General features: G+C 64.9%; 16 protein-coding genes. 11 read left to right on the top strand and 5 right to left on the bottom strand.

The genetic code is table 11. The features are described from left to right. Position 1 precedes the first annotated feature (1 nt). From ACVMB1_RS09340 to ACVMB1_RS09370, 7 genes are all read left to right on the top strand, one after another. Positions 2–1,540 (top strand): class I adenylate-forming enzyme family protein, encoded by a 1,539-nt coding sequence (locus ACVMB1_RS09340; RefSeq protein ID WP_141339952.1) that lies wholly within the window; start codon positions 2–4, stop codon positions 1,538–1,540. A gap of 143 nt (positions 1,541–1,683) precedes the next feature. Then, positions 1,684–1,893 (top strand): hypothetical protein, encoded by a 210-nt coding sequence (locus ACVMB1_RS09345; RefSeq protein ID WP_057019739.1) that lies wholly within the window; start codon positions 1,684–1,686, stop codon positions 1,891–1,893. Between the two features lie 163 nt (positions 1,894–2,056). Continuing rightward, the gene (locus tag ACVMB1_RS09350) at positions 2,057–3,256 is read left to right on the top strand and encodes a CaiB/BaiF CoA transferase family protein (RefSeq protein ID WP_057019740.1); all 1,200 of its coding nucleotides are present in this window, start codon (positions 2,057–2,059) and stop codon (positions 3,254–3,256) included. A gap of 11 nt (positions 3,257–3,267) precedes the next feature. After that, positions 3,268–4,434 carry an acyl-CoA dehydrogenase family protein gene (locus ACVMB1_RS09355; protein WP_028344637.1) on the top strand — a complete coding sequence of 389 codons (1,167 nt, stop codon included), beginning with the start codon at positions 3,268–3,270 and terminating at the stop codon, positions 4,432–4,434. 125 nt (positions 4,435–4,559) lie between these two features. Next, entirely contained in the window at positions 4,560–5,696 is a 1,137-nt protein-coding gene (locus ACVMB1_RS09360) for a thiolase family protein (RefSeq protein WP_076826540.1), read from the top strand. Next, positions 5,693–6,052, top strand: a complete 360-nt coding sequence (locus tag ACVMB1_RS09365) for a Zn-ribbon domain-containing OB-fold protein (RefSeq protein WP_076826541.1) — start codon at positions 5,693–5,695, stop codon at positions 6,050–6,052. The genes ACVMB1_RS09360 and ACVMB1_RS09365 overlap by 4 nt, the downstream gene beginning before the upstream one ends. A 577-nt stretch (positions 6,053–6,629) precedes the next feature. Next, positions 6,630–7,157: a carboxymuconolactone decarboxylase family protein gene (locus ACVMB1_RS09370; protein ID WP_456848509.1), complete on the top strand. Its 528-nt coding sequence runs from the start codon at positions 6,630–6,632 to the stop codon at positions 7,155–7,157. A 189-nt stretch (positions 7,158–7,346) separates the two neighbouring features. On the opposite strand, the gene glsA is transcribed toward ACVMB1_RS09370, so the two are convergent. The 4 genes from glsA to ACVMB1_RS09390 all read right to left on the bottom strand — a co-directional run bounded on the left by glsA (position 7,347) and on the right by ACVMB1_RS09390 (position 12,972). Then, positions 7,347–9,206 (bottom strand): glutaminase A, encoded by a 1,860-nt coding sequence (gene glsA, locus ACVMB1_RS09375; protein WP_076826546.1) that lies wholly within the window; start codon positions 9,204–9,206, stop codon positions 7,347–7,349. A 22-nt stretch (positions 9,207–9,228) separates the two neighbouring features. Beyond that, positions 9,229–11,292: a TRAP transporter permease gene (locus ACVMB1_RS09380; RefSeq protein ID WP_076826548.1), complete on the bottom strand. Its 2,064-nt coding sequence runs from the start codon at positions 11,290–11,292 to the stop codon at positions 9,229–9,231. A 141-nt stretch (positions 11,293–11,433) separates the two neighbouring features. Next, the gene (locus ACVMB1_RS09385) at positions 11,434–12,597 is read right to left on the bottom strand and encodes a TAXI family TRAP transporter solute-binding subunit (RefSeq protein ID WP_076826550.1); all 1,164 of its coding nucleotides are present in this window, start codon (positions 12,595–12,597) and stop codon (positions 11,434–11,436) included. A gap of 153 nt (positions 12,598–12,750) precedes the next feature. Continuing rightward, complete coding sequence (locus ACVMB1_RS09390) at positions 12,751–12,972, bottom strand: acetyl-CoA carboxylase biotin carboxyl carrier protein subunit (protein WP_076826552.1); 222 nt, start codon at positions 12,970–12,972, stop codon at positions 12,751–12,753. Between the two features lie 130 nt (positions 12,973–13,102). Here ACVMB1_RS09390 and ACVMB1_RS09395 point away from each other — a divergent pair, with 130 nt between their 5' ends. Both ACVMB1_RS09395 and ACVMB1_RS09400 read left to right on the top strand, forming a co-directional pair. After that, complete coding sequence (locus ACVMB1_RS09395; RefSeq protein ID WP_057019748.1) at positions 13,103–14,077, top strand: IclR family transcriptional regulator; 975 nt, start codon at positions 13,103–13,105, stop codon at positions 14,075–14,077. Next, entirely contained in the window at positions 14,007–15,566 is a 1,560-nt protein-coding gene (locus ACVMB1_RS09400; protein WP_076826554.1) for an acyl-CoA carboxylase subunit beta, read from the top strand. Before ACVMB1_RS09395 ends, ACVMB1_RS09400 begins: the two co-directional genes overlap by 71 nt. A 109-nt stretch (positions 15,567–15,675) precedes the next feature. Here ACVMB1_RS09400 and ACVMB1_RS09405 read toward each other — a convergent pair whose 3' ends face one another. Beyond that, positions 15,676–16,839: a patatin-like phospholipase family protein gene (locus ACVMB1_RS09405; protein ID WP_083714945.1), complete on the bottom strand. Its 1,164-nt coding sequence runs from the start codon at positions 16,837–16,839 to the stop codon at positions 15,676–15,678. Positions 16,840–17,079: 240 nt separating this feature from the next. On the opposite strand from ACVMB1_RS09405, the gene ACVMB1_RS09410 reads away from it, so the two are divergent. Further along, positions 17,080–17,865 carry an acetoacetate decarboxylase gene (locus ACVMB1_RS09410; RefSeq protein WP_076826556.1) on the top strand — a complete coding sequence of 262 codons (786 nt, stop codon included), beginning with the start codon at positions 17,080–17,082 and terminating at the stop codon, positions 17,863–17,865. A 142-nt stretch (positions 17,866–18,007) separates the two neighbouring features. Then, a complete protein-coding gene (locus tag ACVMB1_RS09415) occupies positions 18,008–19,027 on the top strand; it encodes a transporter (RefSeq protein ID WP_092085466.1) in 1,020 nt (339 codons plus the stop codon). Positions 19,028–19,036 lie beyond the last annotated feature (9 nt).

The following is a 19,036-nucleotide window of genomic DNA, read 5'->3' on the forward strand; positions in this document are numbered from 1 at the left end:
CTTGAACATTGCCGAATGGCTGGCGGCGACGGCACGGGCGCGTCCCGACGCGCCGGCGCTGCTGACCGGTTTCGATCTCGACGCCGACTACGCCACCTTTGCCCGCCGCGCCGCCTCGATCGGGGCGGCGCTGGCGCGCGATCACGGCATTGCCGCCGGCGACCGCATCGCGCTGTTTGCGTCGAACTGCACGCAATATCTCGAATGCCTCTACGGCATCTGGTGGATCGGCGCCGCCGCGATCCCGATCAACGCCAAGCTGCACGGCCGCGAGGCGGCGTGGATCTGCGGCAATGGCGGTGCCGAGCTCGCCTTCGTCTCCGATGACACGATCGGTGCGTTGAACAAGGCGAAGGACGACTGCCCCGCCGGCATGACCACGCTGTCGGTCGACAGCGACGCTTACAAGACGATGCGAAGCGGCGAGGGGCCACCTGCACCGCTGCCGCGCGAAAACAACGATCTCGCCTGGCTGTTCTACACATCGGGCACCACGGGCCGTCCCAAGGGCGTGATGCTCAGCCACGGCAATCTGGTCGCGATGTCGCTGTGCTATCTCGCCGACGTCGATCCGGCGACGCCGCACGATGCCTCGCTCTATGCCGCGCCGATCTCGCATGGCGCCGGCCTCTACAATTTCCCGCACGTCCGGATGGGCGGCCGCCACGTCGTGCCGGAGTCCGGCGGCTTCGATCCTGACGAGGTGCTCAACCTCGGCCGCCAGCTTGACAATGTCGTGATGTTCGCGGCCCCCACGATGGTGCGCCGCCTGGTCGATGCCGCGAAGAAGCGCGGCGAGAACGGCGAGGGGCTGCGCACCATCATCTATGGCGGTGGTCCGATGTACACGGCCGACATCACCGATGCGATGACGACGATGGGCCAGCGCTTCGTGCAGATCTATGGCCAGGGCGAGTCGCCGATGACCATCACGGCGCTGTCGCGCGGCTGGCACGCCCGGAGCGATCATCCGCGCTATCTCGAACGGCTGGCTTCAGTCGGGCTGGCGCAGAGCGTCGTCACCGTGCGCATCACCGACAAGGACGGCACGCCGCTGCCTCCCGGGGAGACCGGCGAGATCGAGGTCAAGGGCGCGACCGTGATGCTCGGCTACTGGAACAATCCGAAGGCCAATGCCGAGACATTGAAGGACGGCTGGCTGCGCACCGGCGATGTCGGCCGGCTCGACGCCGACGGCTTCCTCACGCTGTCGGACCGCTCCAAGGACGTGATCATCTCCGGCGGCACCAACATCTATCCGCGCGAGGTCGAGGAAGCCCTGCTGACCCATCCCGATGTCAGCGAGGTCTCGGCCGTCGGTGTGCCGGATCCGGAATGGGGCGAGATCGTCGTCGCCTGCGTCGTGCTCGCGGACGGCGCCGCCGCCGACGACGGCAAGCTCGACGCGCATTGCCTTGCCTCGATCGCCCGCTTCAAGCGGCCGAAGCGCTATGTCTATCTCGATGCCCTGCCGAAGAACAATTACGGCAAGGTGCTGAAGACCGCGCTGCGGGAGATGCTGGCCAAAGGCATGGGCTAAAGCGGGGCGAGCCTGGGTTGAATCGAAAACATCGAAGACAACCCCATGCACAGTAGGGATTGGGGTCACTAAGGCGGTTAAGGGATATGCCCGGACCTCCCGCCGCGCTAAGCTGCCTGTGCTTGTCACCGGGAGAACGGACCATGGGAATCGAGACGTCTCTGTCGCTGTCGGAAGTGAACGATCGCATCGCGATCCTCCGGGACAATATCAGGCAGCTGATCGAGCAGGCCGCAGGCGCAGCCGGCGCCGAAGTCGAGGAGCGCATCGCCGAGCGGCTCGAGCAGCAGAATGCGGAACTGGAAAAGCTCCTGAAGGCGCGCGAGGTGATGACGGGGCAGTCGCCGGCATAAGGGCGGCGGTGAATACGCTTCGTTTTGCCCAGCCTGCGTTCCGCCGCACGGAAGCGGCCCGGCCGCAGCCATGCATACGCCCATACGCCCGGCGCAGCTTGATCTCTTGGAATAGCTCCCGTTACTAGCTCTATAACCACGACATCCGGGAGCGAACAAGACGATGGGACCACTGCAGGGTATCAAGGTCGTCGACATGACGACCGTGCTGATGGGACCCTACGCCACGCAGATGCTGGGCGATTACGGCGCCGACGTCATCAAGGTGGAATCCCCCGACGGCGACGTGACGCGGCAGATCGGTCCGACGCGGCATCCCGGCATGGGACCGGTGTTCCTCAACACCAATCGCAGCAAGCGCTCGGTCTGCCTCGATCTGAAGAAGCCGGCGGGGCGCGAGGCGGTGCTGCGGCTGATCGCGAAGGCCGACGTGCTGGTCTACAATGTGCGCCCGCAGGCGATGGCGCGGCTGCAGCTCGGCTATGACGTCGTTTCCAAGGTCAACCCGCGGCTGATCTATGCCGGCGTGTTCGGCTTCGGCCAGGAGGGACCTTATGCCGCCAAGCCCGCCTATGACGATCTGATCCAGGGCGCGACCGCGCTGCCGGCGCTGATGGCGCAAACCTCGGACGGCGTGCCGCGCTATGTGCCGAACGCGCTGGTGGATCGCATCGTCGGCCTCACCGCGGTCGGCGCGATCTGTGCGAGCCTTGTGCATCGCGATCGCACCGGGCAGGGCCAACGCGTCGATATTCCGATGTTCGAGACCATGGCCGGCTTCGTCATGGGCGATCACATGGGCGGGTTGACCTACGATCCGCCGCTCGACAAGGGCGGCTATGCGCGCCATCTGTCGCCGGACCGGCGGCCATACAAGACGCTCGACGGCTATATCTGCGTGATCGTCTACAACGACAAGCAGTGGGAGAACTTCTTCAAGGCGACCGGCCGCGACGATCTGCGCAGCGATCCGAAATTCGCGACCTTCGCCGGCCGCGCCACCAATATCGATGTCGTCTACGCCGAGCTCGCGCGCATCCTGCAGACCAAGACGACCGCCGAGTGGAACGGGATCCTCGAAAAGGCCGACGTGCCGGTAATGCCGATGCACGATCTCGAGAGCCTGCTGGAGGACCCGCATATGGTCGCGACCGGCGTCTTCCCCGTGGTCGATCATCCGACCGAGGGGCGGATCCGCAGCATGACGCCGTCGGCGCGGTGGTCGGAGACCAAGGTCGAGCCGAGCCGGCTGGCGCCACGGCTCGGCGAGCACAGCGCGGAGATTTTGCGGGAGGCAGGCTTCTCCACCGAGGAGATCGCGGCGATGGTGCGCGACGGCGCGGCCAAAGCGGTGCAGGCATAGGAGCACGACAGATGGATTTCGCACTCTCCGCCAACCAGGAATCGATCCGCGATGCCGTCGCCAAGATCTGCTCGCGCTTTGACGAAGCCTACTGGCTGAAGAAGGACAAGGAGGGCGGCTATCCGGCCGACTTCCACCGCGCGCTGGCCGATGCCGGCTGGCTCGGCATCTGCATCCCCGAGGAATATGGCGGCTCCGGGCTCGGCATCACCGATGCCGCGATCATGATGCGCACGATCTCCGAATCCGGTGCCGGCATGTCCGGCGCGTCCGCGGTGCATATGAACGTGTTCGGGCTCAATCCGGTGGTGGTGTTCGGCACCAAGGAGCAGTGCCAGCGCATGCTGCCGCCGATCATCGACGGCCGCGACAAGTCCTGCTTCGCGGTGACCGAGCCGAACACCGGCCTCAACACCACGCAGCTCAAGACCCGCGCGGTGCGCCAGGGCGACAAATACATCGTCAACGGCCAGAAGGTGTGGATCTCGACCGCCCAGGTCGCCAACAAGATCCTGCTGCTCGCGCGCACCACGCCGCTGGAGGAGGTGCGCAGCCCGACCCATGGCCTCAGCCTGTTCTACACCGATTTCGACCGCAAGCGCGTCACCGTGCACGAGATCGAGAAGATGGGCCGCAAGCCAGTCGATTCCAACGAGCTGTTCTTCGAGAATTTCGAGATCCCGGTCGAAGACCGTATCGGCGAGGAGGGCCGCGGCTTCGAATACATCCTGCACGGCATGAATCCCGAGCGCATCCTGATCGCGGCTGAAGCCGTCGGCCTCGGCCAGATCGCGCTGAAGCGGGCGTCGGAATATGCCAAGGGCCGCATCGTGTTCAACCGGCCGATCGGCATGAACCAGGCGATCCAGCATCCGCTGGCGAAGTGCTGGATGGAACTGGAGGCAGCCTGGCTGATGGTGCTGCGCGCCGGCTGGCAGTATGACCAGAACCTGCCCTGCGGCCCCGCGGCGAACTCCGCAAAATATCTCGCGGCGGAAGCCGGCTTCCATGCCTGCGAGCAAGCGGTGATGACCCATGGCGGCTTCGGCTACGCCAAGGAGTACCACGTCGAGCGCTACTTGCGGGAATCGCTGATCCCGCGCATCGCGCCGATCAGTCCACAGCTGATCCTCAGCTTCATCGGCGAGAAGGTGCTCGGCCTTCCGAAGTCGTATTGAGATGACGCAAGTCATTGTAGGTTGTCATTCCGGGATGGTCCGAAGGACCAGACCCGGAATCTCGAGATTCCGGGTTCGATGCTTCGCATCGCCCCGGAATGACGCTCTGAGATAGGTGCGCTGAAATGAGCTTCGTGACCGGCGTCGGCCTCACGTCCTACGGCAAGCATGAGGGCTTGTCCTCGCTCGACCTGATGAGCAAGGCGGCCGAGCTTGCGATCTCGGATGCCGGGCTGAAGCGCTCCGAGATCGACGGCATCCTCTGCGGCTACTCCACGGTCTCGCCGCACATCATGCTGGCCACGGTCTTCGCCGAGCACTTCGGCATTCGCCCGGCTTACGCGCACGCCGTGCAGGTCGGCGGCGCCACCGGGCTTGCGATGACCATGCTGGCGCATCACCTGGTCGACGCCGGTGTTGCAAAACACGTGCTGGTGGTCGGCGGCGAGAACCGGCTAACCGGGCAGAGCCGGGACGCCTCGATCCAGGCGCTGGCCCAGGTCGGCCATCCCGACTACGAGGTGACGCTGGGGCCGACGATCCCGGCCTATTACGGCCTGGTCGCAACGCGCTACATGCATGAATACGGCCTCACGCAGGTAGACCTCGCCGAGTTCGCGGTGCTGATGCGCAAGCACGCGCTGACGCATCCCGGCGCGCAATTCCACGAGCCGATCACGGTTGCCGACGTGATGGCCTCCAAGCCCGTGGCGATGCCGCTCAAGCTGCTCGACTGCTGCCCGGTGTCGGACGGCGGTGCGGCCTGTGTGATCAGCCGCGAGCCGACCGGCGAGCGGCAGGTCCGCGTCCGCGGCTGCGCCCAGGCACACACCCATCAGCACGTCACCGCAGCGCCTGCGCTGAGCGAACTCGGCGCCGAGATTTCGATCGCGAAAGCGAAGCAGGCGGCGGGCGTCGCGATCCCGGACGTGCGCTACGCCGCGGTCTATGACAGCTTCACGATCACGCTCGCGATGCTGCTGGAGGATCTCGGCCTTGCCGGACGCGGCGAGGCGGCGGCGCGGGTGCGCGCCGGCTATTTCAATCAGGATGGCGAGATGCCGCTCAACACCCATGGCGGCCTGCTCAGCTACGGCCATTGCGGCGTCGGCGGCGCGATGGCGCATCTGATCGAGACCCATCTGCAGATGACCGGCCGCGCCGAAAATCGTCAGGTGCGCGACGCCTCGGTGGCGCTTCTGCACGGCGATGGCGGCGTGCTGTCGTCGCATGTCAGCATGTTCCTGGAGCGCGTGCGATGAGCGGACCGATCGTGGACTGGACCAAGGGCACTGAAGCCATCGTCTACCAGACCTGCAACGGCTGCGGCGCGCGGCAATATTTCCGCCGCAGCTTTTGCGCCGCATGCGGTTCGCCAGATCTTGCCGAGCATCGCGCGAGTGGGGCAGGGACGGTGTATGCGACCTCGCTGGTCTGCCGCGCCGCGACGCCGGAGGCGCGGGCGCATGTGCCCTACAACATCGTGCTTGTCGATGCCGACGAAGGCTTTCGCATGATGGCCCATGGCGACAACGACCTTGCCATCGGCGACAAGGTCGCGGCGCGCTTCACGCAATTCGCGGGGAGGCTGGTTCCATATTTCGCAAAGGCGAAATGAGGGGCTGAACGATCCAGTCAGAACGCAAGACCAGGCTGAACAGGTTCGCTCTTGCCCCTCATAGTTTGCGGATCATTTTGGGCATGATCTTTCCGAAAACCGCTACACACTTTTCGGGATCATGCCTCAGTGCCAATAAAAGATCACGCTGGCGATGACGAGCATTGCCGTCACCGCCAGCATTTGCGCAAGCGCTTCCGAGGCCGCCCTCTTGGTGGCTTCCTTCATGCGTTTCCCCTAGACTTGGGCGTGACTCATCGTTGCGCAAATTGCGCGCAAGACGGCCGGATTTTTTACTCGGAACACCCCGCGTCGAGTATTCGCTTTTGACGAGTCCCCACTCAGCGAATATCGACTGTGACAGCGTTGTCTGGGAATGCGGCGGCAATTTGACTCGCGCGTGTCGCTCCTGCGACAGCAGCCCGTACAGAGCGTTTTCGAGCGAAGTGGATATCGGTTCGCGTGAAGAAAACGCGTCGAAACAAGGATCTAGGGCCCCGTTCCGATTTCATCGGAACGGAAAAAGCTCTAGTGTTTCGGAACCCGACAGAAACGACGGCAAGATCAAGGTTAGGAAATGGCCCGTATCGACTACTCCGATCCCGCGAAGGCAAGCCCGCGGACCCGCGAGATCCTCGACAAGAACCGCAACGCCAATATCTTTCGCATGATGGCGCATTCGCCAAGCTACTTTGAACAGTATTGCCGGCTCGGCGGCGCGATCCGCCACAAGGGCGAGCTCGATCCCGTCGTCCGCGAGCTTGCGATCACGCGCACCGGCATTCTCTGCGAGGCGCCCTACGAGATCGTCGCGCACAAGCGGATCGGCAAGAATGTCGGCGTCACCGACGAGCAGAACGCCGCGCTCGAGGATTGGCGGTCCGCGACCTGCTTCAACGATGTGCAGCGCGCGGCGCTCGCCTTCACCGACGAGATCGTCAAGCTCAAGAAGCCGACCGACGCGACCTTCAGGACGATCGCAGTGAAGCTGACGCCGGCCGCGCTGATCGAGCTGCAACTCTCGGTCGGCTTCTACATCATGACGTCGAAATTTCTCGAGACCTTCGAGATCGACATGCAGCCGGTGACGGAAGTAGTGAGCTGAGCGGATCGCGTCGCGGAGTCCTTCGCCTCGCCCCGCCTGCGGGGAGAGGCCGGAGCGCATGCAGCGAAGCGGAATGCGGTCCGGGTGAGGGGGAATCTCCGCGAGTCTAACTCGAAGTTATTTTGCGGATGCAGCCCCTCACCCCGACCCTCTCCCCGCGAAGGGCGGGGAGAGGGAGAACAGAGAGACCTACCCCGACGTCAGCAGATCCACCTTTGCATTCGCCAGGATCAGCCGTTCGGCGAGGATCTGCGCGAGGTTGCGCATGATCCGCTCGCCGGCGCGCGGATGTCGCTCGCGGAAGCGCTCGAAATCCTCGATCGTCACTTCGTAGGTGGTCGCCGACATGTCGGCGACCACGTCCGCGACCCGCTTCGGCTCCAGCAGCGCCATCTCGCCGAACGCCATGCCGGCAGTCAGCGTCGCGAGCCGGATGCCGTCCGGCAGGGTGACGTGGACCACGCCGCTGCGGAGGAAGAACAGCGAGGTGGCCTCGCTGCCCGCGGCGATGACCTTTTCATTCTGCTGGTAGGTCCGGACCGTGCAAATCGAGGTGAGATCGGCGATCTCGGCTTCGCTCAATCCGGCGAGCAGCGGCTGCTCGGAAAGCTCCGTGGTCTCGAGGAAGTCGATCGAGCCGCCATAGCGGTAGACGATCTGGTCCTCGGCCCACTCGATCGCGGTGTCGAGCAGATAGAAATCCCTGATATTGCCGAGCCGCCTGGTCCACTCGCTGATCGTGGCCCATTCGCGCGAGGTCCGCTTGATGCCGGACAGGATCACGGTGACGCCGAGCTCGGCGAGCTCCTGGAAAGCTTCGGCCACCAGCCTTGCGCCGGCGCGGGTCGTCGCGGTGACGCGGCGCAGATCGAAGATCACGAATTCGGGCCGCGGGCTGCCGGCGAGGCGGCGCGAGACATAGTCGACATTGGAGAGCGACAGGGTGCCGACCAGCTCGATCACTCGGACCTCCTGGAAGTGCCTTGCCAGGATCTCCTGCTCCTGCGGCCGGCGCACCCGCCGCGACGGGTTCTTGCCGATATTGTAGTCGGCGATGATGCTGTGGCGTGCGTCGTCGCTGCGGTTGAGCATATGCAGGTCGTAATGCGCCGACAGCGTCTCGCACACCTTGATGCCGCGCACGCTGTTGCCGTGCTTGTCGAGTTTTGGCGAATAGCTGCCGAGCCCCAGCCGCGCCGGCAGTGCCGCCAGAATGCCGCCGCCGACGCCGCTCTTGGCGGGAATGCCGACGCGGTAGATCCATTCGCCGGCATAGTCGTACATGCCCGACGAGGTCATCACCGATAGCGTGCGCGCGATGGCGTAGGGCGTCACCACCTGCTCCTCTGTCAGCGGGTTGATGCCGCGATTGGCGAGCGTCGCCGCCATCACGGCGGTGTCGCGTGCGGTGACCAGGATGGAGCATTGCCGGAAATAGACGTCGAGCACCGCAGGCACGTTCTCGGTGATCACGCTGTTGGTGCGCAGCAGATAACCGATCGCCCGGTTGCGGTCGCCGGTGGCGCTCTCGGAGGCATAGACCGCCTCGTCGATATCGAGCTCACGTCCGGCGAAGCGGCCGAGCGCCTGGCGGATGTAGTCGAACGCGCCGTCGCCCTTGTCGGCGTGGAGCAGGCCGGAGCAGGCGATCGCGCCGGCATTGACCATCGCATTGAACGGATGGTTCTCGGCATTGAGCCGGATCGAGTTGAAGGGGTCGCCGGACGGCTCGACGCCGATCACGCTTTCCACCCGTTCGGCGCCCAGCGTGTCCAGCGCCAGCGCGAACACGAACGGCTTCGACATCGACTGGATGGTGAACGGCACCCTGGTGTCGCCGACCTCGTAGACGTGGCCGTCGAGCGTCGCCAGGCTGATGCCGAAATGGGCAGGGTCGGCCTTGCCGAGCTCGGGGATGTAGTCGGCAACCGCGCCCGCGGCCTCCGGCAGGAAGTCTGCGTAACAAGTGTGCAGAAACCGCAGCAGCGGCGGCTTCGAGCTGGACCAAGCCGTGGTGGTGGCGGTGACGGGAGGAGGCGATCGTTTCATCGCCTCCTGTTGTGCAACGCAATCAAGGCGCGCGCAACTGGTTCGGAACCAGCGCCTGACGGCGGACCAGCAGCAAGGCGATCAACACCGTCGGGGCGAGGATCGCGAGCCCCAGCAGCGACACCTGCAGTTGCGACAGCGGGTTGATGCCGCCGCCTGGCGTCGCGAGCACGAAGCCGCCGATCACCAGCAGCACCCGGAGCGGCCATTCCAGGGCACCGGCGCCGCGGAGGTCGCCGACGAAGGCCTGGTAGCCCTGGATGCCGCCGCAGATGAACAGCGTGCCGCAGGCCGCGAGCGCCATCAGGCCGAGGCCGGCGAGATAGGGGCTCGGTCCCTGCATCACCAGCGCCGGGTTCAGCACGAAGAAGAACGGGATGAAATAGATGATGCTGCCGACCCACATCGATTCCCATCCGGTCTTCATCGCGGGCGAGCCGGCGATGCCGGCCGCAGCGAAGGAGGCGATCGCCACCGGCGGGGTGATCGACGACAGCATGCCCCAATAGAAGATGAACATGTGCACCGCCATCCGGTTCAGCCCGAGCTTCTCCAGCGCGGGCGCGACCAGGATGGCGAGGAAGATGTAGCAGGCGGTGGTGGTCAGCCCGAGGCCGAGGATCAGGCTGGTGAAGGCGCACATCACGAGCAGCAGGAACGCGTTGTCGCCCGCAAGCGTCAAAAGATCGTTGGCCAGGCTCGAGACCACGCCGGTCATCGAGAACGCCCCGATCAGCAGACCGCAACCGGCGAGGATGCCGACCAGCTCGACGAAGGTGCGGCCATTGACCTCGAGGAATTTTCCGATCGTCCCGAGCGTCCAGCGGCTCTCCTTGGAGAAGATCTGGTTCAGCACCAGCAGCAGCGCGGTGGCGTAGAACGGCGCGTGGCTTTCGCGCTTGAAATACAGCAGCATCACGATCAGGAGCGCAATGACGAAGACGTAATACCAGCCGTTCTTGATCGTATCCATCACGCGCGGCAGCTCGGCGCGCGGAATGCCCTTCAGCCCGTGGCGTGCGGCGTAGGAGTCGACCTGCATGAACAGGCCGACATAGTAGAGCGCCGCAGGAATGATCGCGGCCACCGCGACCTCCGCGTAGCTGATATTGAGGAACTGCGCGATCACGAACGCGGTGGCGCCCATCACCGGCGGCGCCAGCACGGCGCCGGTGGAGGCGCAGGCCTCGATCGCGCCGGCATAGGAGGCGCGGAAGCCGCTCTTCTTCATGACCGGGATCGTCATGGTGCCGGCGGTCAGCACGTTGGAAACGATCGAGCCCGACATCATGCCGAGCAGGCCGGACGCGAAGATGCAGACCTTGGCGGCACCGCCGCGGAACGTGCCGCACAGCGCGAAGGCGAGGTTGATGAAGAATTTTCCGGCGCCGGTCATCATCAGCGCGGTGCCGAACACCAGGAAGCCGATCACGGTATCGGCGAAGGCCTGGATCGGAATGCCGAGCAGGCTCTCGCCGGACAACACGTGATAGGCGGTGGTCTGGTCGAGCGTCAGCTGCGAGCCGCGGAACGGCCCGAGCCAGCTGGCCTCGGCGAACAGCGGATAGACGGTGAAGGGCAGCACGCTGAGCAGGAGGCTCCAGCCGCCGGTCCGGCGCAGCGCCTCCATCAGCATCACCCACATCACGAGGCCGGCGATGACGACGTTCCTCGGGGCGCCGTCGGACTCCCAGCCATATTGCGCCGCCTTGCGCACGTTCAGCATCAGCCAGATCGAGGCGGCGAAGGTCGCGACGGCGAGCGCGAGGTCATACCAGGGAATGCGGTTCAGCGGCGCGCGCTCCGATCCGGGGAAGATCAGGAACGTGAAGGGCAGCATCAGCGCGATCAAGAGATAGAAATATTCGGTGTTGAGCTGGGTGTAGTCGATGAAGAAGCGCAGCGAGAATTGCTGGTTGATGCAGAGCAGGATGGTTGCGGCGGTTGCGACCACCAGCGCCCAGCGCCACACCCCGCGCAGGGTGCGCACGCGCGTGACCTCGGCCTCCTGCAGATTGTCGAGACCGGCATGCGGATCTTCAAACTCGATTCTTTTCGCAGGCGCAGCCGCGGCGTTCTCGGGCATTGCATCCCCCAATGTTGTCCGTTTTGCCCGTAGCCTAGAGCATGATCCGGAAAAGTGCGAAGCGGTTTTCCGGAAGCACCATGCTCGAACGGGCGCAAGCGCGATGACGACTAACCCGATCTCATCGCGCGTTGGCGGGTCTCACTCAAAGCCATTGGGCATATTGGCTTTCGCAAGCGCGGCAGCGCGCGCCTTCATCCAGCCATCGAGGAAGGCCTTGTCGTCCGACGGCGGGCTCGACTTGCCGTAATCCGTCCAGGCGGCGGCCAGCACCTCCTGGCGCTTGTAAAGCGTGTTGTTGTGCGCGTCCTGCTCGTCGCTCCAGTGGCCGGTTTCCTTGAGCGCCTTCACCGCGCCGGGATGCACGGGGACGACCCAGTTCTTGGTCTGCCGGTCGGCGCCGAGCCCGGCGGCGCCGGGCGCCGAATCCTTGTAGGCGTCGTAGTTGACGATCATCGCCTTGGTGATCGCGTAGATCTGGTCGACCGGCTGCGCCGCATAGGCGACGAAGATCGGGTAGGGGTAATTGCCGAGCTGGATCGGCTTGTCCGGCGAGATGCCGGCGCCGCAGGTTGCGGTTTGCGGGAAGAAGAACGAGCCGACCTTTTTCACCCGTGCCCAGCCTTCCTTGTCGTCGGCGGGCAGCGGCGGCCACATCAGGCCGCGCGGCGAGGTCTCGGCTTCCTTGGCGGGGCCGGTGATCGTGGTGCCGAAGGCGGCATCGGTGTCGTTGTTGATCAGGCCTTTCCACATCGCCCCATAGCTTGCGAACTCGACGATCTTGACGTCCTTCTGGGTGAGGCCGCCGAACGCGAGCATCGCGAGCGAGTTCTGGTTCAGCGCCGGCGAGCCGACCACGAAGCCGACGCGCTTGCCGCGAAGGTCTTTCATTTCCTTGACGCCGGCATCGGCTGCCACGCCGAGCGCGCCGCAATTGCAGTCGACCGACGACAGCATGAGCTGCAGCGGCTGCGGGCCCCACTCCTTGGCGCCGAACTCGAACACGCCTTCCTGCGCGAAATAGGTCCCCGATCCCATCGCCGAGGAGACCGCGCGCTTGGCGCGCAGCGGCGCGAGCCGCGCGACGTCGTTGCCGGCCGGCAGCACGCGGACGTCGGTGCCGTATTTGTCCTTCATCATCTTGCCGACGCCGACCGCGATGTTGAAGCCGGCGGTGCCGGTGTCGTAGGCGGTCACCGCCATGGTCGGCGGCAGCTTGATGTCGTCGGCCGAGGCGGGCAGGGCAGCGAAGATCGAAATGCCGGCAAGAGCGGCAGGCGCGAGCGCCATCAGCCGATGGATCATAATTCCTCCCTTTGTTTCGCTGTGCGAAACTTTTCCGGGCGGAATGATTGCATCGTGATCCGGCGATGGCAACGCTACCTCCGGCGCAAGCCGGCGATTTCGGCCGCTGCATCACCGGACAGATTGTCGCGGCCGGATGGCAGGGGTGGGATCTCAGGTCTCGACGATCGCGACCGCCTGGCCTTCGGCGATGACATCGTCGATCTTGACCAGAATCGACTTGATTTTGCCTGCTGTCGTCGACGTGACCGGTATTTCCATCTTCATCGCTTCGACGAACGCAATCTCGTCGCCATTGCCGATGCTGCTGCCGGTCTCGACAGGAAGCGCGCAAACGCGCCCGGCAACTTCGGTCACAACCTTGATCTCTGGCATTCCACTCTCCGATACCGTCTTGCGGAAATTTCATCCGGCGAACGGCTTTTTGTTTGTGGCGGCAGATTGCCTGAGGTAGCTTCTTCTGCAAGTGGAATTTTATTCCGCAGGACGGAATGGAGCCAAACAGATGGGAAGGCGCTCGGAACGGCTTAGCAGGCAGGGAATGCTCGCCAGCGAGACAGGCGATGGCGATGTCATCCAGGTGGTGTCGCGCGCCTTCGATGTGTTGCGGTGCTTCGAGGGACACGAGGCCCGGCTCGGCAATCTCGAGATCTCGAACCGCTGCGGCCTGCCGCGTTCGACGGTGTCACGGCTGACGCACACGCTGACGCGGATGGGTCAGCTGGTCTATCTGCCGCGCGACCAGAAATATCGCATCGGCCCGAGCGCGGTCGCGATGAGCACCACGATGATGAAGGGGCTGCAGCTGCGCAATCTGATCCGGCTGCGCCTGCAGGATGTCGCCGATCAGTTGCCCGGCACGGTGGGCTTCGTCATCCCCGACCGCTTTCACCTGGTCTATCTGGAGTTCGCCCGCGCGGCGAACGCGCTCGGCCTGCATGAGGCCACCGGCAGCCGGATTTCGATGGCGACCACCGCGGCCGGCCACGCCTACACGGCCGCGCTCGATCCCGCGGTCGGCGACGCGCTGATCGCCGAGATGGAAGGCGAGTTGCCCGACAGCGCCAAGATGCTGACGCCGCGCATCGAGGCCAACCGCCGGCATTTGCAGGAGCACGGCTACGTCGTCGCCTGCGGACTGTGGAGCCCGCACATCAACGGCGTCGCGGTGCCGCTGTGGTCGCCGCAGTATCAGACCTATGTGGTCACCACGATCGGCCTGCTCTCGGCGATGTATGACGAGGCGCGGCTGCATCGCGAGGTCGCGCCGCAAATGGTCGAGCTCGCGGCCGCGCTCGGCAGCCTGCTCGAAGGCGCCGACGGCGACATCTTCAGCAATCGGATCGAGCGCAAGTCGCTTCCGGTGACCGCCCATAACAACAACAAAATCCTCAAGACGGGAGCAGTGAATGAACTGGAAGCCGGAACTCGACGACCTCGCCCGCCGCGAAGCGTTCGCGCGGGAGATGGGAGGCGTTGACAAGGTCAAGCGGCAACGCGACCAGGGCCGGCTCACGGTTCGTGAGCGTATCGACAAGCTCGTCGACCAGAACAGTTTCCATGAGGTCGGTGCCATCTCCGGCATTGCCGAATATGACGAGAGCAACGAACTCAAGCACCTGACGCCGGCGAACTGCGTGTTCGGCCGCGCCAGGGTCGACGGCCGCACCGTCGTCGTGGTCGGCGACGACTTCACCGTGCGCGGCGGCTCGGCGGATGCATCGATTTCCGCCAAGCCGTTGATGGCGGAGGAGATGGCGCACGACTTCCGCCTGCCGATCGTTCGCGTGATCGAGGGCTCCGGCGGCGGCGGCTCGGTGAAGACGATCGAGACCAGGGGCGCGGCCAATCTGCCCGGCGGCGTCGGCGGTACGCGCTGGTACTGGTACACGACCGCCAATTTGGCCCGCGTGCCGGTGGTCGGTCTCGGGCTCGGCTCGGTCGCGGGCCTCGGTGCCGCGCGGCTTGCCGCCACCCACTACTCGGTCATGACCAAGAGCTCCGCGATGTTCGTCGCCGGCCCGCCGGTGGTGAAGCGCCTCGGTCAGGATCTGACCAAGCAAGAGCTCGGCGGCGCCGACATCCAGACCCGCGCCGGCGCGATCGACCAGGCCGTCGAGACCGAAGAGGAGGCGTTCGACTATGCGCGGCGTTTCCTGTCCTATCTGCCGTCGTCGGTCTACGACCTGCCGCCGACCATTCCCTGCACCGACGATCCGGAACGTGCAGAGGAATCGCTGCTCACCGCCGTGCCGCGCAACCGCCGGCAGGTCTACAAGATGCGGCCGATCATCGATGCCGTCGTCGACAAGGGCTCGTTCTTCGAGGTCGGCACCAATTTCGGCCGCCCGATCATCACCGGATTGGCGCGGATCGAGGGCAGGGCGGTGCTGCTGCTCGCCAGCGATCCGTTCCACTATGGCGGCTCGTGGACCGCTGACGCCTGCCAGAAGGTGGTGCGCTGGGTCGACTTCGCCGAGACCTTCCATCTGCCGGTGGTCTATCTGATGGACTGCCCGGGCTTCATGATCGGGCTCGAGGCGGAGAAGACGGCGACCATCCGCCACGGCGTGCGGGCGATGGCGGCGGTCAACCAGAGCACGGTGCCGTGGTGCACCATCATCATCCGCAACGCCTTCGGCGTCGCCGGCGTGGTGCATCAGCCGGCCAACCGCTTCTCGATGCGCTATGCGTGGCCGTCGGCCTATTGGGGCTCGCTGCCGCTCGAAGGCGGTATCGAGGCGGCCTATCGCGCCGAGATCGATGCGGCCGCCGATCCCGCCGCCAAGCTGCGCGAGATCGAGGATCGCCTCAACAAGCTGCGCTCGCCGTTCCGCTCGGCCGAGAAGTTCTGGGTCGAGGAGGTGATCGACCCGCGCAAGACGCGCTCGCTGCTCTGCGAGTTCGCGCGCCTCGCCGAACCGATCCGCAAGGCTGGTCCGCCGAGCAACATGTCGACGCGGCCGTAAGGGCCCTCAGACTCAACGCGTCATGCGCGGGCTTGACCCGCGCATCCATCGAATGAGTCATCCGAAGCGGGATGGATTGCCGGGTCAAGCCCGGCAATGACGGCCTTATTTACTCCGCCTCCCGATGCACGTCGTGGATCACGATGCCCATGCCGTTCTCGGGCATCTTGATCCATTCGCGCCGCTTCAGCGAGCGCTTGGTGTCCTCGTGCCCGCTCACCCAGTGCTCGCGCATAGAGGTGCCGGAGAATTCGTGGTCCTTGGCGTCGCCCTCATAGGCCTTTTGCTGATAGATCAGCTGCAACAGCGTGATGCCCGGCAGCCGGGCGTTTGCCTTCTTGAGCTGGCGCTCCTCGTCCGACAGCTGATCGTCGGGGATCTTCCCCAGCGCATTGTGCAGGGCGGTGCGCAGATTGTAGGTCTTGCGATAGACGTCGGTGTTGTAGCGGGTACGCGACGAATACATGATGTCCTTGTGCCGGGCCATCACGTCCTGGATGTCGCGCGGCAGCGCGCCGCGCGCCGAGAACAGGTCGACCTGGAACACCAGCGAGTTCATGTTGTCTTCCTGGTCGAGCAGATGCTGCAGCGGCGTGTTGGACACGATGCCGCCGTCCCAGAAATGGTCGGTGCCGACCTTCACCATCGGCAGCGCCGGCGGCAGCGCGCCGCTCGCCATGATGTGCTCGGGAATGATCTCGTCATGGGCATTGTCGAAATAGATGAAGTTGCCGGACAGCACGTTCACTGCGCCGACCGCGAAGCGTATCTTCTTGGAATTGATGCGGTCGAAATCAACCAGCTCGAGCAAGGACTCGCGCAGCGGCGTGGTGTCGTAGTAGCTGGTGGCGGTGCGCGCGCCGGCCGCGCTGAACCACGGATTGGCCTGGTGCGGGGTGAAGAAGCCGGGTTGTCCGAGCGTGGTCGTCAGCCATGAGCTGGTGAAATTGCGCGCCTTGCGGAAGACGTCGCCGTCCGGAGTGTAGTGCCAGATCTTGCGGCTGGTGATGCGATCCCAGAATGTGTGCAGCCGCTCCAGCCGCTTTTCGGGCGGATTGCCGGCGATGATCGCCGAGTTGATCGCGCCGATCGAGACGCCGCACACCCAGTCGGGCTCGATGTTGGATTCATGCAGCGCCTGATAGACGCCAGCCTGATAGGCGCCGAGTGCGCCGCCGCCCTGCAGGACCAGGGCCACGCGATCGCAGCCTTCCGGACGCCAGCCCGGCGTCGCGTGATCGATGTCGTCGAAATGCGGGGTTCGCGCGTCCATATCAGACACTCCAGAAATTCGCGGCGAGAATTCAGCGCGCCGATGACGCCGTGATGACAATTGCGGCGCCCACACTCGGCGCATCCGGCATGCCTGCCTGCATGGTTAGCATTGGCCTCGGCAACGCGACGCGGGTCGCGACGCGCAACCGCGGTCATGCGCCTGACGGAAATTCCTCACATCGCTGTCAATCTCGGCCGTTAGCTTCCGGGAAAATTTTTCAAACAGGGGGTTATTGCGATGCGCAGGGAAGATCTGCTCAAGCGTCCGTCGATGCCGGCCGCCGGCCCGAGCTATCCCGCCGGTCCGTATCGCTTCATCGATCGCGAATTCCTCGTCATCACCTATGAGACCGATCCGGAGTTGATCCGCGCCGGCCTGCCCGAGCCGCTGGAGCCGATCGAGCAGGCGTTCGTGCATTACGAATGGATCAAGATGCCCGACAGCTCCGGCTTCGGCAGCTACACCGAGTCCGGCCTCGTGATCCCCGCGCGCCTGCATGGCGAAGAGGTCAACTTCGTCTGCCAGATGTATCTCGACGATGATCCGCCGATCGCGGCCGGCCGTGAGATCTGGGGCTTTCCGAAGAAGTACGCTCATCCCAAGCTCGAGATCGTCAAGGACACGCTGACCGGCACGCTGGAATATGCCGGCCAGCTCGTTGCGATGGGCACGATGGGCTACAAGCACGAGAGCATGGCGGGCAATGGCGACGTCACCCGCGCCACGCTGTCGAAGACGCAAGTTAATCTGAAGATGATCCCCGGCGTCGACGGGCATCTCGAGGTCTGCCAGCTGGTCGCGATCAACCTGACCGACATCGTCGTCAAGGGCTCCTGGATCGGACCGGGCCGGCTGCATTTGGTGCCGCATGTCAATGCACCGGTCGCCGATTTCCCGGTCAAGCGTGTCGTCGGCGCGCACCACTTCCTCGCCGATCTGACGCTGCCGTTCGGCCGCGTCGTGCATGACTACAACAAGGAGGCCGCGGAGGCGGCGGCGCCGACCGGTCTTGCGGCGGAGTAGGGCGGTCGCTGACATAACACTGTAACAGGCGCGTCCTCCTATGTTCCGTCGAAGGGACGCGCTTGCTCAGCGTTGCGCGTGGGCGAGGCTTTGAACATGTCATTTCGCGCGGTTGCGTTGTCGATTGCCTTGGAGGGCGGCCATGCTGGCTGATCCACCTCCCGCTCCGGTCGGGTCGCTGCTGACCCGTGAGGCGGTCCCCGGTCTGGTCTGGGCGTTCCGCCTGCATCACGACGGCCGTGCCGAGGCGCTTCCGATCGATGCGCCGATCGAGCCGAGCCATGACGGAAGGCTGTGGCTGCACTTCAACCTGACCGACGTCCGCACCCGGGCATGGCTCGCCAACATGCACATCCCGCAGCTCGCGCGGGACCTCTTGCTGTCGAATGACAATTTCCAGCAGATCCACGTCGTCGACAATTGCGTCTACGGCGTGTTTTCCGATCTGGTGCGGGATATCGACGCCGCGACCCGGGAGACCGGCTTTCTCCGCTTTGCGATGACCGAACGCCTCCTGGTCAGCGGCCGCCATCAGGCGCTGTGCTCCGCTGATGCGACGCGCCGCGTGCTCGAAGGTGGCCATCGCGTCGGCAGCGTCGCGGCGCTGCTGGAGAAGATCGTCGACGAGATCGCCGATACCATGGACCGCATGGCGGACAAGATCGGCACCGATATCGATGCGATCGAGGAGCGGGTGCTCGCCGAGGATACCGGATCGGAGCTGCGCAAGAATCTGAGCCGGATGCGCCGCACCTGTGTGCGACTGCATCGCCAGCTCGCCGGCCTGCGCGTGCTGTTTCACCGGCTCGAGCAGAAGAACACCGACAATCTCAGCCCGGCGCTGCGGCTGCAGGCCGGCAAGCTCGCGCAGCGGCTCGACGGCCTCGACCACGACATCGTCGAACTGCACGAGCGCAGCCGCCTGCTCGAGGAAGAGCTGCGCTTCAAGCTCGAGGAGGAGAGCAACAAGCACCTCCACGCCTTGTCCGTCGTCACCATGATGCTGCTGCCGCCGACGCTCGTCACAGGCATCTTCGGCATGAACACCAAGGGATTGCCGCTGACCGACGTCGACAGCGGATTTCTGGTGGCCGCAGGCCTGTTGGCCGGGTCGGCGCTGCTGGCCTATCTGCTGATGCGGCGGCTCGGCATCGTCAAATAGCGCGATCGC

The sequence above is a fragment of the Bradyrhizobium sp. USDA 4504 genome (assembly GCF_054063995.1).